The sequence below is a fragment of the Salinimonas lutimaris genome, from assembly GCF_005222225.1.
GTDB classification, from domain to species: domain Bacteria; phylum Pseudomonadota; class Gammaproteobacteria; order Enterobacterales; family Alteromonadaceae; genus Alteromonas; species Alteromonas lutimaris.
In genome coordinates this window covers 655,409-669,104 of record NZ_CP036536.1, presented here as the reverse complement: position 1 = coordinate 669,104, position 13,696 = coordinate 655,409, and the positions used below count along the sequence as shown (strand labels likewise).

Here is a 13,696-nt window from a genome sequence, read left to right as displayed (position 1 = left end):
CCACTGGAGGTACCAAAATGAAACGCGTACTACCCAGATTTGAAAAAAACACAGCCAGTCCTACGCTGTTAAACCAGGACGTGACCACTGTTATTTCGCTGTTTTGCCAGACTTTTGACCGGCAGGTAAGAGAAATCGTCAAAGTTTCCGATGACGGTTATCTGCAAATGCTAATGTCGGATCAAACCATGGCATATGCCTATATGGATGTAGATGGCGATGTTCAGATAGAACTGGAAGAGCCAACCCGGCTGGTAATTTATTCTTTTTATCAGCAGGATGATAAATGGCAGTTTACCGGGCGCACCCTGTACGACATTGCCAGTCAAAGCACGCCGGCATGTTGTCAGCTGGAAGCCAGAATCTGTCATCAACAGCAAAAAGTCAGTAACCTGTAACTTACCACCTGCCAATTTGTGATTTCGTCTCAGCACACAGGGATTACATCTCCTGTGTGGCTTGTCGCGGTTGCCTGATAATTAACCATCCCAATATACAGACTCATTGAATGTTGTGGCTGGAGTAAAGATGGCACACCCAATTCCTTTTTCGATTTTGGATCTTGCGCATATAGGGCAGGATAAAACCGTGCATCAAGCGGTGCGTAACAGCCAGCAAACTGCGCAGCTAGCCGAAACCCAAGGGTTTGAGCGGGTTTGGCTGGCTGAGCATCATGGTATGCGTGGAGTAGCCAGCGCGGCGACCGCGGTCATGCTGGCAGGTGTCGGTGCGGCAACCAGCAAAATCCGTATCGGCTCCGGCGGGGTTATGCTGCCCAATCACTCCCCCCTGGTAATTGCCGAGCAGTTTGGCACATTAGACGCTTTATATCCCGGACGCATTGATCTGGGTCTTGGCCGCGCGCCCGGTACAGATATGGCAACAGCCCGTGCACTGCGCCGGGATTTGAGCAGCAATGTGAATGATTATCCGGCTGATGTGCAGGCGCTACAGGATTACCTGGCCGACGACAGCGCGGGCGGTCCGGTGCTGGCAGTGCCCGGGGCGGGGAGCAACGTGCCGCTGTGGTTGTTGGGCTCAAGCCTGTATTCAGCCCAACTGGCTGGCAAAATGGGGCTGCCCTACTCTTTTGCCTCTCATTTTGCGCCTGACGCACTACATGATGCTATCAGGATTTACAAAATGAACTTTCAGCCGTCTGCGCAGCTTCAGAGACCCTATGTATCTGCCGGCGTAATGGCGGTAGTGGCTGATACAGAAGAGGAAGCCCAATACCTGTTCAGTTCAGTGCAACAACAGTTTGCCAATCTGCGTCGCGGACTTAACGAGCCCATGCCGGCCCCGGTGGATAACCTGCATGGCCTGTTATCAGCAGGAGAGATCCATGCCATAAACAGCACCCTGCGCTATGCGGTGGTAGGCACGCCAGCTCAGGTTCAGCAGCAACTGGCAGACTTCATTGCCGATACCGGCATCGATGAGATTATCTTATCGTTTCCTATCACTGATGATGAAAAATGTCATCAGGCCATCCGCCAGGTCGGGGCTATGACCGAGATCAAGTCCGCCCCCAGCTGGCAGTAATGTAAATTCAGGAGGTACTATATGCTACTTTATTATGTTCAGAGCCAGCGTGCTGTACAGAACAACAATCTGAACCGCAAATGAACCGCTAGTCGGTGATAGACATCAGATGGTCGTGTTGGCTATGCGAAGCGAAATTGCTGTGGTAATCTTTTGCGCAGTTTCGCTTAAAGGAAATAACGCATGAAAAAATTTGCTCTGATAATTTTTATGGCTTTGCTGGTTCCGCTACAGGCGTGTGCCGCTGAGCAAGCCAAATGGGAAGAAGGTAAGCACTATAAGGTTCTGGATGAGCCGGCCAGCGACAAACCGGTTATCACCGAGTTTTTCTCTTACTGGTGTCCACACTGTTTTCAGTTTGAGCCACTGGTAAAAGAAATTAAACAGAAAATCAGTAAAGACACTAAGTTCAATAAAGTTCACGTTAACTTTATGGGCTTTACGTCATCTGACATTCAGGATGATGCGACCCGTGCAATGATGATTGCTCGCGCACTGAAGCAGGAAGATACCCTGAACGCGGCTATCTTTGATTATATTCACAAGCAGCGTGCCAGCGTGACCGGCCTTAAGGATCTGCGTAGCATCTTTGCCGTCAACGGCGTCGACAAAGCCGAGTTTGATAAACTGGCCAGCAGCTTCGGCGTAAATAACATGCTTAAGCAAAACAATAAAACACTGGATGAATACCGTGACTATGTGCGCGGTGTACCTAACTTTATTGTTAACGGCCGTTACCAGGCGCAGTTTACGTCTGACATGTCACGTGAAGACATTGTTGATTTAATTGTCTGGCTAAGCAAGCAAGACTGATTGCCGCTTCAATACTGATTAAGAACGCGCCTTATCCGGCGCGTTTTGTTTTTATAAGGAGTTATTTTGACCGCATTACCTCAGGCTGACTTTATTCGCGAGCTGGACCAGCTAAAAGCCATTCGTCGTCAGATTCGCTTACCCGGCGACGACAACCGCCAGGAAAACAGCGCCGAGCACAGCTGGCACGTGGCTCTGGCAGCCACAGTCCTGGCCGAATATGCCGAACACCCTGTGAATATCACCCGGGTGATACAGATGATCCTGATTCACGATCTGGTTGAAATTGATGCCGGCGATTTGTTTGCGTTTAATGATGCGGCGGATCACGCTGAGCAGGAGCTCAAAGAGCTTGCTGCGGCCAAACGTATTTTCGGATTACTGCCCGGGGAACAAGGCCAGAATTTGCTCACCCTGTGGCTGGAGTTTGAAGCAGCTGAAACTCACGATGCCTGCTTTGCCAAATGTATGGACAGAGTGCTGCCGGTATTTCAGAACATGCAGTACGAAGGTGGCAGCTGGGCCAGACACGGCATCACCCGGGTACAAATACTGAATCGCAACGCCCTGCTGGAGCGCCACGCCCCGAAGCTATGGCAATATGTAAACGGGCAGCTGGATCTGGCCGTTGAAAACGGCTGGCTAAAAGGCTAGCCAGCGACGGCTGGGGTATTACACCTGCGGAACCGGACGATCGAGGTTGGCCTGATAGGCATCCACCGGGTCATCTCCAAACCGTTCGTCCCGGTTCAGCTCGTCAATGGCATTTAGTTCCTGTTCGGTCAGTGAAAAGTGGTCCAGCTCGAGGTTGGCCCGCATATTCTTTTCACTTTCAGACTTGGGAATAACCACCCGACCCTGTTGCACATCCCATTTTATGATGACCTGCCCGGCACTGACGCCGTACTTTTCAGCCAGCTTCGTAATCACCGGGTCGGCCATCGGCTTGTCCTCAAATTTCACATCACTCCATGAGCCGGAGCCCAGCGGCGACCAGCACGACACCACCATGCCTTTGCTTTCACAATACTCAATGAGCGGTTTTTGCGTCATGTATGGATGCAGTTCCAGCTGGTTATACACCGGCTTGATTTCTGCCACCTCAAATAACTGCTGAATATCCCGCTTGGTAAAATTAGACAATCCCAGAGAGCGGGCGCATTTTTCCTCATGCAGCTTTTCCAGTGCTTTCCAGGTCGCATGGGTTTTCTCCGGATACGGCCAGTGCACCAGATACAGGTCCACATAATCCAGCCCCAGTAATTCCAGGCTGCGCTCCATGGCAGCTAAGGTAGGCTGGTAGCCCTGCTGGGTGTCCCACACTTTGGTGGTGATGAAAAAGTCTTTACGCGCCACGCCAGACTCAGCTATTGCCTGTCCCACCGTTTGCTCATTACCGTAAAACGACGCGGTATCAATGTGCCGGTATCCCAGCTCTATCGCCTTAAGTACCGTATCTTTCACATGACTGTCGTTTTGATGCATGCTGCCAATAGCCGCGGTACCAAACCCTACCTGCGGAATGCTTTGACCATTGCTTAATGAAAGTGATTGCATAGTGTTTCCCTGTTTGTGCGAATGCATGAAAATCCAATGCCCGGCAACTTCCGACACTGTGCTATTAGCTAGCCTTCAGACCCGCTTCAGGATCACCCCAACGCCATATTCAGGCACTAAAAGGCAGGCGCTGCGTATCGCGCTGCTGCCACAGCTGACGGGCCTTGTCGGCGGCCTGCGCGATAGTGCTGTTATCCAATAGCGTCAGGTAGGCGGTCAGTGTAGCCTGCACAGCCTGTTCGGCATACCGGTGGGACTGCTCACCGCGCCAGAATGCCAGCATCGTCTGCACATCCATGGTTTTGTCTTTTAACGCCCACTGCCCGTCACTGGCCGGCAGAATACAGGTTGAGGTGTGGCCATCCCGGGTAATAAACAGTTCGGTTTCCCGCTCACTGTTTACCTCAGGATCGCCGCCATCGCCACGAAAACACAACGACTGAAACTGCCCGAAGGCCTCGTTTACTTTGCCATGCTTGTGATCAAGGTGGGTGTGAAATACCCCCTGCACACTGGCCGGCGCAGCGGACGGATTCAGTAACCGGCCCAGCGTATTAGCACACGAACGCAGGCCGAACACCTCGCGCAATTTTATGATGGTATTAAGCGGCGGCAGAATATTCTCCAGATCCAGATAGGCCGCGTGCTGACCCTTAAGGTGCTCAGCCGCCTGACTGGCCGAGCCAGCCAGGGGCAGGCCCAGCGCAGGCAGCACCAGACTGGCATAGAGTCGGCCTGAGCCAGGTTCATGGGCACCATGTAAAAATACTTTAATTCCCGCCTGCGCCAGACAGGCTGCGCTTAACAGATACCAGGGCAGCTGCCGGCGTTTTCCTGCATAACACCCAATGTCGATACTGGCCGGCAGGGCTGCGACTTCGGGGTGGAGCATCTCACGACAGGCCTGTAAAAAGCCGATGACCTCGTCCGGTGTTTCCTCCCGGGTGCGCAACAGCATTAAAAATGCGCCGCGCTGGTCGCCGGTGACCTCCTCGTTAAGCACCATTTTCATCGCAGTATAGGCTTCATCGCGGGTCAGGCTTCGGCTGCCTTTTTGCCCTTTACCGATAATTTTTATGTACTGACTGAATACTGCGGACATGCGCTGACACCTGTAATTAAAGTAAGTGGCAGTTTATCACTGCCTTGCACCGGGGCAAACCAGACATAAAAAAACCACACCGGGAGAAATGACGGTGTGGTTTTTGACTATCACGTTAGATACATTATCGGCAGACCAACAGGACATGTACCGGTCTGCTATTTAAGGTGTATCAAGTTGCATGCCAGTTACCTAACGGCCGTAAACCGGGGCCTGCATGCCCGGGCCGGCCGGTTATGGCCGCCCGATAATGCACCTTTTAAGAAGCTATGCACCAGTTTGATGCACAGCAACCTGATTAGCCGAGCTGGTCAGACGCCACCTTGTAGCGCGGATCTTCAACCACATTCATCTCGACAAACTTATTGGCTTTTTTCAGCAATGCCCGGCAGTCGCTGCTGATATGGCGAATGTGCAGCTGTTTACCCTGCTGCTCATATTTATCAGCCAACCCGTCCAGCGCATCAATGCCCGACGAATCCCAGATACGACTGTTATTAAAATCAATCACCACATCCTGCGGGTCACTGGCAATATCAAACAGGTCTTTGAAGTGAGATACCGAACCAAAGAACAGCGGACCATCCAGCTCATACACTTTCCAGCCGTCGTTATCGATGTGTGTTTTCACCGCAATATGACGGGCGTGTTTCCAGGCAAATACCAGCGCAGAAATAATCACCCCGACCACGACCGCAATGGCCAGATCGGTAAACACCGTCACGGTGGTCACCAGAAACAGCACAAAAGCGTCTTCTTTGTTTACCGAACGGATAATTCTGAATGAGGCCCATTCAAAGGTGGCAATAACTACGACAAACATCACGCCTACCAGTGCCGCCAGAGGTATCATTTCGATCAGGGGAGCGGCGAACAAAATAAAGCCCAGCAATACAACCGCTGCGGTAATACCGGATAAACGCCCGCGGCCACCCGAGTTAATGTTAATCATACTCTGACCAATCATGGCGCAACCGCCCATACCACCAAAGAAACCGTTAACCGTATTGGCCACGCCCTGGCCTACGCACTCTTTATTGCCACGGCCACGGGTATCTGTCATCTCGTCAATCAGGGTCAGGGTCAGCAGCGATTCAATCAGGCCCACCAGACACAGAATGACCGAGGTTGGCAGAATAATCATCAGAGTGTCCATGGTAAACGGCACCATGGGAATAGCAAAAGAAGGCAACTCACCGGCCAGCGTGGCGGTGGCTTTTTGATCCGCCGGTAGCAGATCACGCACAAAATCCAGTACCGTGCGCGCTTCCATCCCGGTGGCGTGCACCAGCACAGTAATAATAATTATCGCGGCCAGCGAGGCAGGCACTGCTTTGGTCAGCTTAGGCAACAGATAGATAATGGCCATTGTCAGGGCCACCAGCCCCAGCATGATGTACAGCATGGTGCCTTCCATCCACTGCCATTCACCCAGCGCATTCTGCACTTTAAACTGCCCCAGCTGGGCCAGGAAAATCACAATGGCCAGGCCGTTAACAAAGCCCAGCATCACCGGATACGGCACCAAACGGATAAATTTACCAAGCCGGAAGGCGCCGGCCAGGATTTGCAGCAAGCCGGCCAGTATTACCGCCGCAAACAGATACTGCACACCGTGCTGAGATACCAGGGCTACCATCACCACGGCCATGGCCCCTGTCGCACCGGAAATCATTCCCGGACGACCACCGATGGCTGCGGTAATCAGTCCCATTAAAAATGCGCCGTACAGCCCTATCATCGGCTCAACACCTGCCACAAAGGCGAAAGCGACCGCCTCAGGGACCAGTGCCAGGGCAACGGTAATACCCGACAGCACGTCATTTTTGACATTGCCGTCTTTACTGTTGATCAAATCAAACATGTGTTTCCAAGCAAGTGAGTGGTTAAAAAACGGTCGGCGATTCTATCACCATAAATGACCAAAGTCCTTTAATAAGATGTTAAAACTAAGCCTGGCGCGGTCTGTGTGCAGGTTGTACCAGGCAGACCAGTCGCGGTCTTATTGCAACCTCGGCTCAGCAAAGGCAAACTATGAATTTTGCGCTCCCGCGCAGCATCACGTTAACTAAAGAGGTCGTATTGTGGTTGCATATTTACTGACAGGTTTATCAGTGCTCATTGCCGGTATTATTCACTGGAGTGCGCCGCGTGCTTTCTGGAAAGCAACGCTGACCTCTACCGGCACGATATTACTGCTCAGTGTGGCAGCATTATTTATTTTTCAGGCGTCTGGCCTGCTGGTGAGCGAAGAAACCGGGGAAGAGGCAGATATTGCCAGCTCATTGATGCTGGTCACCACCCTTATCGCATTTTTTGGCTTTTTGATTTCGGTGTTTGTCGGCTGGTTTTTACGCACTCTAAGAGCGCCTGCCAGACCATCAGGCAAATAAAAGTAAAACAGGTGCCATAGCCGGCACCTGTTGCAGGTTGATATCCGGTTAAGCGCGGTCCGGGATCAGGCGACTGACCACAGACCACCATAAAATAACCCATACCACACCGGCCAGCCAGCCAGCAATCACGTCCGTGGGCCAGTGTACACCCAGATAAACCCGGCTGAATCCGATGCAAAAGGTAATCATTGATGCCACCAGCATAATGTATCTGCGCCGGGCCAGCCCTTGTGGCGAGGCACTGAAAATCAGCGCCAGAGAAAACAAGGTAATGACCGACATCATGGCATGGGCAGACGGAAAGCTACTGGTGAACACCTGTGTTTCGTGCACCACCAGCGTGGGTCGGGGACGGGCAAAACCATGTTTCAGGGCAAAAGTGACCGCCAGCCCCGCACCAATGCCCACCACCAGTGCCAGCGCCAGTTTGCGATGCTGGTTCAGCCATAACAAAATACTGCTACATAATGCCGCCAACAGTAACACCCAATTGCTGCCCAGCGCAGTAATATCCCGCATGCCTTCTTCCAGCCACTGCGGGCCGATAGGATCAGCACTACTGGTAGGACTGCGCAGCGTAGTCAGTAAAGTAATATCAAATTTGGGCAGCTTACCCTGCACCCACAACGCTATTCCGGCAAAACCAGCCAGACATAACAGCAGCATAAAAAAACGAAAACGAAAAACAGATGACGTTGAAGACATAACCGATGATTTAGCCTAATAATTGGTATGAATACAAACTCAATCCCGAATTGGATTGGTTTGTGATATGTAGATGCCTGGAGAATACCCAAACACCGGCGCGAATGTGAGCACGCAAACGCCGGACACGGGTAATTCTTATTGCCTGAAAATGGCAGCGCCGGCCGTTAGTTTGTCACAGGCCGGACACTATCAGGGCAGGCTAGCTTTCCGGTTTATTCAGCATCTCATCATGGGCGTCCATCTGCCAGGGCAGCTGACCCGGGCTATTGTCCAGAAAGTGCAGATAGTTTTCAAACTGGTCGAGAATATCCTTAACAATGCTGGCCTTGTCATAGCCATAAATATCATAGGCCTGACCACCACGGCGCAAAAACACCTCGGCCCGATAATACTTTTCTGCCTCTTCTTCTGAACTACGCAGCTCAGCATAGCTAAACCCAGGTACCTGATGTTCGGTCATCCGGATATCATAGATAAAATCCATATGTTCATGGCGCACCACCGTTAGATAAGCCCGGCCAAGGGTATCGTTAAACACCACTTCAGCCTGCCACTCGCGGTACTCCAGCTCAGCCTGTACGTCTTTCATAGCAGCCGTCACGGTCTGCTCAATAAACTGATAAACCTTGTCTTTTTGCGGATAATCCACCATCGCCGCCAGGCGGCTTTTCAAATCGCCATCGCGCTGTTTATTTTTATCCAGCGTGTGTGCCTGCAAACTGTTATTGCGATAGCCTTCAATAATCAGCGCCCGCCACAGACCGGCTGCCGCCAGCAACATAATAACCGCAAACGGTAAGGCGCTGGTAATCGTCATGGTTTGCAGCGCATTCAAGCCACCAGCCAGTAGCAGCACAGCCGCCACAATGCCTTCCATCGATGCCCAGAATACCCGCTGCCAGACCGGGCTTTGTTCATGGCCGCCAGAAGACAGTGAGTCAATCACCAAAGAGCCTGAGTCTGATGAGGTAACAAAGAATGTAATAATCAACAGCACGGTTAATGCTGACATCAAGGAGGACCAGGGCAACTGCTCGTACAGTTTAAACAGAGCAATAGCTTCATTTTCCTGTACATCGGCAATCAGGGTGTTGACTCCCTCATTCATAATGGCGTTAAGCGCGGTATCGCCAAACACCGAGAACCATAAAAAGGTGAACAATGTGGGCACCAGCATAACGCCCACCACAAACTGACGAATGGGTGCGTCCCCGACTGATTTTGGCGATAAACATGCCAACAAACGGTGCCCAGGCAATAGTCCAGCCAAAGATAAATAAGGTCCAGTTGCCAATCCAGTCGCTGCGGCTGTAGGCCTGCAAATTAAAAGTACGCTCTACAATACCGCTTAGGTAGCTACCGGTATTTTGCAGGTATGACTCCAGAATATGCACGGTATCGCCCACCACAAAGACCATGCTCATCAGTGCCACTGCCAGCATCATATTAAGTATGGAAAGACGTTTTACCCCCTTGTCCATCCCCGCCAGTACAGACACGGTGGCGGCCACAGTCACAATGGCAATAGTGCTGATTTGTACAGTGATATCAATGGGAATATCCGGCGAGAGAAAATGCAGGCCGGCGTTGATTTGAGTGACCGACAACCCCAGCGTGGTGGCAATACCAAACAGCGTTCCCAGAATGGCAAAGACATCCACGATGTGACCTATCGGCCCATAAATTTTATCGCCGATAAGCGGATACAAGGCTGAGCGAATCGACAATGGTAGTCCCTGGCGAAAAGCAAAATAGGCCAGTACCAGTCCCACCAGACCGTAAATTGCCCAGATGTGAAAGCCCCAGTGAAAAAAGGCAATCTGCATAGCCTGCTTTGCTGCATCCACCGTTTCAGCCGCGCCGGCTGGTGGTGAGGCATAGTGCAACACCGGCTCTGCCACCCCAAAATACAATAAGGCAACGCCGTAACCGGCCGAGAACAACATCGCAAACCATTCGCCAAAACTGTACTGGGGCTCAGCGTGATCCGGTCCTAATTTAATATTTCCCCAGCCGGATGCGGCCACCGCGACAATAAACATTAAAAAAAGGGCCACTGACAGCATATAAAACCAGCCAAAGGTCTGGGTAATCCATGCCAGCAGACTGGCAAAAGCCTCACCGGCCAGATCCGGCGCACTGATTGTGCCGACCACTAACAGGGCGATAATAGCGACAGCGGGAATAAATACGGGCAGAAGAATGGTAGAACGATGGGTTCCTTCCTTCATATAAGCTCCTTTTAATAAAGACCATCCGCAACTAGGTTTTGTTACTGGCCCTGATTGGTAATAGTTCAGAATGTACCCTCCTACGCTGGTACAACGCAGCCTGAAAAGCAACCTTTGTATGTCAGGTAAACTGCCTTCATCATCTACTTACCACTGACTATTTTTGCTACACTGGCCGCTCTTTTCCTTCTTATTCTTAATCAACGACCTGCCCATGTATTCTTTTATAACCGAAACCCTCGGCCCGGTACTCATTTTGCTGTTGATGGGGTATTTTCTATATCGTCGCGGCATGCTAAACGAAGTGTTTATTGAAACCGGCTCTAAACTGGTTTTTAACCTGGCTCTGCCCGCCCTGCTGTTTTTATCCATCGCTCAGGCCGACTTTGCCCATGCCGCCAACCCGCGACTGATCGCGGTAGGCGCCGGTGCCACCTTAGTGTATTTTTTGTTGCTGATGTTGTTCAGCCATTTTACGGTAAATCCTGCCAATGCCCGTGGTGTGGTGATTCAGGGGGGCTTTCGGGCCAATATGGGAATCATCGGCCTGGCGTATTGTGCGAATACCTATGGCAATACCGGGCTGGCGGCCGCGTCGGTGTACATGGGCTGTATCACCATATTGTTTAATGTGCTGTCTGTGTTTGTGCTGAATTTTTATCTGGATAGCAAACGCTCGGTAGGCCAGCACTTGCTGGGCATTGTCTCAAACCCGCTGATTCTGGCGATTATGATGGCCCTGCCGTTGTCGTATTTTCAGATTAGCCTGCCGGATTTTGTGAAAGCGACCGGTGAATACTTTGCCCAGCTGACACTGCCGCTGGCGCTTATCTGCACCGGTGCCTCCCTGCAGTTTCGCTCGTTCAGCGCTGATAAATGGAATATCAGTCTGGCCACAATCAGCAAATGCATTGGCTATCCGGCGATGGTAGTGGGAGGCGCTTATCTGGCCGGGTTCAGCGGGATGGAGCTGGGCATTGTACTGCTGCTGGCTATTTCACCGACCGCCGCAGCCAGTTATGTGATGGCCAGAAATCTGGGTGGCGATCATCGTCTGGCAGCCAGTATTATTGCGGTGACCACCTTGCTGTCGCTGCCAGTCACCGCGGTGGCCTATTCCACGTTACATGGAATTGGCCTGTTATAGGTCGGCTTTACTGCCACCCCGGCAAGCCGGCGACGGCACAATCTCGTTACCACGATCCTGCCACTCCTGTGGTGTATAGGTATGCAAGGCAAGCGCATGCACCGGGCCGCTCAGGGCATCGGCCAGCAGAGTATTAACCTGCCGGTGCCGGCCTATCAGGCGGCTGCCGGCAAACTGCTCACTGACCACCGTGACCTTAAAGTGGCTTTGTGCTCCTTCAGGCACATTGTGCATATGACTTTCATCAGCCACCTGTAAAAAAACCGGTGAAAGATGGGTCATCAGTTGTTCTTCGATAAATGCTTTTACTTGCATAAATTACCTGTTTTGCTGCGGGTAAATGTACCTGAATGTCAGGTTAATTCTATCACCAATCGATTTGGCCGTCTTGGCTATGCCATGATGATAAAACTGCTGGGTAGTGCCGCGCATGATAAGCAGGCTACCATGCTCGAGCAGAACCCGGCTGCGGGTACCGGTCGGCAGATGGTGAAAAATAAACGGTCGGGCCTGCCCCAGAGTCACAGAAGCAATAACCGGCTCGCGCCCCAGCTCAGGCTCATTGTCCGCATGCATCCCCATGCTGTCCTGCCCATGCCGATACCAGTTGCCAAGCACACTGTTAAATGAGGTACTTTGCTGCTGACTGATACGCTCGCGTAAATAGTGCAGCGCTGGCGTCCAGGGGGCTGGCTGCATCCGCAGCCCCGAATAGGCATAGATGGCATCACTATCGCCATGCCAGGCCTGCAAGCGCGGAATTTTCACCGACTTACCATATAATTTAATGGTATCCTGATGCCAGTTTAATTCGCTCTCCAGCTGTTGTTTAAGCTGGTCAGCCTGGGATGCACTCAGCCAGCCAGGCTGATAAATTACTGTTGCATCCGGCATGGGTAATGGCGCAGGCGTCTGATTGTTACAGGCATCGTCAAATAACGAAAACTGCATTACCCCTCCGTTTTCTATCATCACAATACATTACAGTTGCATCATGAACACTGAATTTAGCGTCCTGGATACCACCTTGAATCTGGTCAGGTATCCGTCCGAACATCAGCACAAAAGCCTGCAGGCGTGGGACAGTGCTGATGAACTGTTAATTGAATATATGGCCGAAGCCGCGCCGGTACAAGCATCCGCGCCGTTACTCATTCTTAATGATGACTTTGGCGCACTGGGTTGCTGGTTTGCCGGTCACAGCGAAGCTGCTGTGCACTGGTACAGTGACTCCTGGATTGGGCATCGTTCGCTGGCGGTAAACCTGCAGGCAAACCAGATGCCGGTCACCTTCAGCGATGACTACTTAGTGGACGCGCCGGTCAAGGCACACAGCATCCTGCATACTCTGCCTCCCACACCGGATACAGTGGTAATAAAGATTCCCCGTACTCAGGCGTTACTGGAGGCCCAGTTGCAGGCGCTCAGCCGCATGATTACGCCACAGACCCGGATTATTGCCGCCGCAAAAGTCAAAATGGTCACCAAATCGGTGCTGGGGCTGTTTGAAAAGTACCTGGGCATTACCACCACCTCACTGGCCAAGAAAAAATCCCGCCTGATATTTTGTGAGCCGCAGCAACCGGCCCGCTCGCTGCATACCCAGACTGCACCTACGATGATTTGGGAGCAAAAATCCAGTAATGGCAAAAGCATGCAGGTGCATAACCTGGCCAACGTCTTTTCCCGTCAGTCTCTGGATATCGGCGCCCGCCTGATGCTTGAGCATATGCACGTAACCAATCATGAGCAGGTTATTGACCTGGGTTGTGGTAACGGGATTTTAGGACTCAATGCGCTGGCGCTGGCCCCCGAGGCAAATATCACCTTTGTTGATGAGTCTTTTATGGCGCTGGAAAGCGCGCGAATGAATGTGGCGCATAATTTTCCCGATGCGCAGGATAACTGCCGTTTCGTAGCCAGCAATTGTCTTGAACAACTGTTAGGTCAGGGTCAGCAGAATCAGTATGACAAAGTGTTATGTAACCCGCCCTTTCACCAGCAAAATGCAATTACCGACCATATTGCCTGGCAGATGTTTCATGACAGCCGCGATGCCCTGCGTCGTGGCGGCCACCTGATTGTGGTGGCGAACCGTCATCTGGAGTATCACATAAAACTGAAACGCCTGTTTGGCGGTGTTAAGGTGCTTGCAAGTAACCGTAAATTCGTTATTTTGAGTTCAGCCAAGCGTTAA

At 51.7% G+C, this 13,696-nt stretch carries 13 protein-coding genes and 1 pseudogene; 7 read left to right on the top strand and 7 right to left on the bottom strand.

Annotated elements, in window-relative coordinates; genetic code table 11:
* The first annotated feature begins 17 nt into the window (after positions 1-17).
* The 4 genes from EZV72_RS02900 (at position 18) to EZV72_RS02885 (ending at position 3,012) form a co-directional block, all read left to right on the top strand.
* The gene (locus EZV72_RS02900) at positions 18-398 is read left to right on the top strand and encodes a hypothetical protein (protein WP_137165822.1); all 381 of its coding nucleotides are present in this window, start codon (positions 18-20) and stop codon (positions 396-398) included.
* A gap of 130 nt (positions 399-528) precedes the next feature.
* A complete protein-coding gene (locus EZV72_RS02895) occupies positions 529-1,545 on the top strand; it encodes an LLM class flavin-dependent oxidoreductase (RefSeq protein WP_137165821.1) in 1,017 nt (338 codons plus the stop codon).
* Positions 1,546-1,728: 183 nt separating this feature from the next.
* Complete coding sequence (locus EZV72_RS02890) at positions 1,729-2,358, top strand: thiol:disulfide interchange protein DsbA/DsbL (RefSeq protein WP_137165820.1); 630 nt, start codon at positions 1,729-1,731, stop codon at positions 2,356-2,358.
* A gap of 63 nt (positions 2,359-2,421) precedes the next feature.
* Entirely contained in the window at positions 2,422-3,012 is a 591-nt protein-coding gene (locus EZV72_RS02885) for an HD domain-containing protein (protein WP_137165819.1), read from the top strand.
* An 18-nt stretch (positions 3,013-3,030) separates the two neighbouring features.
* On the opposite strand, the gene EZV72_RS02880 is transcribed toward EZV72_RS02885, so the two are convergent.
* The 3 genes from EZV72_RS02880 to EZV72_RS02870 form a co-directional block, all read right to left on the bottom strand.
* The gene (locus EZV72_RS02880; RefSeq protein WP_137165818.1) at positions 3,031-3,915 is read right to left on the bottom strand and encodes an aldo/keto reductase; all 885 of its coding nucleotides are present in this window, start codon (positions 3,913-3,915) and stop codon (positions 3,031-3,033) included.
* A gap of 109 nt (positions 3,916-4,024) precedes the next feature.
* Positions 4,025-5,017 carry a glycosyl transferase family protein gene (locus EZV72_RS02875; protein WP_137165817.1) on the bottom strand — a complete coding sequence of 331 codons (993 nt, stop codon included), beginning with the start codon at positions 5,015-5,017 and terminating at the stop codon, positions 4,025-4,027.
* 298 nt (positions 5,018-5,315) lie between these two features.
* Positions 5,316-6,881 (bottom strand): SulP family inorganic anion transporter, encoded by a 1,566-nt coding sequence (locus EZV72_RS02870; protein WP_137165816.1) that lies wholly within the window; start codon positions 6,879-6,881, stop codon positions 5,316-5,318.
* Between the two features lie 220 nt (positions 6,882-7,101).
* On the opposite strand from EZV72_RS02870, the gene EZV72_RS02865 reads away from it, so the two are divergent.
* Positions 7,102-7,410, top strand: a complete 309-nt coding sequence (locus EZV72_RS02865; protein ID WP_137165815.1) for a hypothetical protein — start codon at positions 7,102-7,104, stop codon at positions 7,408-7,410.
* A gap of 48 nt (positions 7,411-7,458) precedes the next feature.
* Here EZV72_RS02865 and EZV72_RS02860 read toward each other — a convergent pair whose 3' ends face one another.
* Positions 7,459-8,118 carry a phosphatase PAP2 family protein gene (locus tag EZV72_RS02860; protein ID WP_137165814.1) on the bottom strand — a complete coding sequence of 220 codons (660 nt, stop codon included), beginning with the start codon at positions 8,116-8,118 and terminating at the stop codon, positions 7,459-7,461.
* Positions 8,119-8,320: 202 nt separating this feature from the next.
* Positions 8,321-10,352 (bottom strand): annotated as a pseudogene (locus EZV72_RS02855) (BCCT family transporter).
* Positions 10,353-10,566: 214 nt separating this feature from the next.
* Here EZV72_RS02855 and EZV72_RS02850 point away from each other — a divergent pair.
* Entirely contained in the window at positions 10,567-11,499 is a 933-nt protein-coding gene (locus EZV72_RS02850) for an AEC family transporter (RefSeq protein ID WP_137165813.1), read from the top strand.
* Here EZV72_RS02850 and EZV72_RS02845 read toward each other — a convergent pair.
* Both EZV72_RS02845 and EZV72_RS02840 read right to left on the bottom strand, forming a co-directional pair.
* On the bottom strand, positions 11,494-11,814 hold the full coding sequence (locus EZV72_RS02845; RefSeq protein WP_137165812.1) for a BolA/IbaG family iron-sulfur metabolism protein: 321 nt from the start codon (positions 11,812-11,814) through the stop codon (positions 11,494-11,496). The two genes, EZV72_RS02850 and EZV72_RS02845, sit on opposite strands and share 6 nt — an antisense overlap.
* 3 nt (positions 11,815-11,817) lie before the next feature.
* Positions 11,818-12,450 carry an alpha-ketoglutarate-dependent dioxygenase AlkB family protein gene (locus EZV72_RS02840; RefSeq protein WP_137165811.1) on the bottom strand — a complete coding sequence of 211 codons (633 nt, stop codon included), beginning with the start codon at positions 12,448-12,450 and terminating at the stop codon, positions 11,818-11,820.
* A 43-nt stretch (positions 12,451-12,493) separates the two neighbouring features.
* Here EZV72_RS02840 and EZV72_RS02835 point away from each other — a divergent pair, with 43 nt between their 5' ends.
* Positions 12,494-13,696, top strand: coding sequence for a methyltransferase (locus EZV72_RS02835; protein WP_137165810.1), 1,203 nt, complete (start codon positions 12,494-12,496; stop codon positions 13,694-13,696).

What these genes read in the sequence shown, in the direction of transcription:
- EZV72_RS02900 (WP_137165822.1), top strand. Translation starts at nt 18, where the DNA reads ATGAAACGCGTACTACCCAGATTTGAAAAAAACACAGCCAGTCCTACG.
- EZV72_RS02895 (WP_137165821.1), top strand. Translation starts at nt 529, where the DNA reads ATGGCACACCCAATTCCTTTTTCGATTTTGGATCTTGCGCATATAGGG.
- EZV72_RS02890 (WP_137165820.1), top strand. Translation starts at nt 1,729, where the DNA reads ATGAAAAAATTTGCTCTGATAATTTTTATGGCTTTGCTGGTTCCGCTA.
- EZV72_RS02880 (WP_137165818.1), bottom strand. Translation starts at nt 3,915, where the DNA reads ATGCAATCACTTTCATTAAGCAATGGTCAAAGCATTCCGCAGGTAGGG.
- EZV72_RS02875 (WP_137165817.1), bottom strand. Translation starts at nt 5,017, where the DNA reads ATGTCCGCAGTATTCAGTCAGTACATAAAAATTATCGGTAAAGGGCAA.
- EZV72_RS02870 (WP_137165816.1), bottom strand. Translation starts at nt 6,881, where the DNA reads ATGTTTGATTTGATCAACAGTAAAGACGGCAATGTCAAAAATGACGTG.
- EZV72_RS02860 (WP_137165814.1), bottom strand. Translation starts at nt 8,118, where the DNA reads ATGTCTTCAACGTCATCTGTTTTTCGTTTTCGTTTTTTTATGCTGCTG.
- EZV72_RS02850 (WP_137165813.1), top strand. Translation starts at nt 10,567, where the DNA reads ATGTATTCTTTTATAACCGAAACCCTCGGCCCGGTACTCATTTTGCTG.
- EZV72_RS02845 (WP_137165812.1), bottom strand. Translation starts at nt 11,814, where the DNA reads ATGCAAGTAAAAGCATTTATCGAAGAACAACTGATGACCCATCTTTCA.
- EZV72_RS02840 (WP_137165811.1), bottom strand. Translation starts at nt 12,450, where the DNA reads ATGCAGTTTTCGTTATTTGACGATGCCTGTAACAATCAGACGCCTGCG.
- EZV72_RS02835 (WP_137165810.1), top strand. Translation starts at nt 12,494, where the DNA reads ATGAACACTGAATTTAGCGTCCTGGATACCACCTTGAATCTGGTCAGG.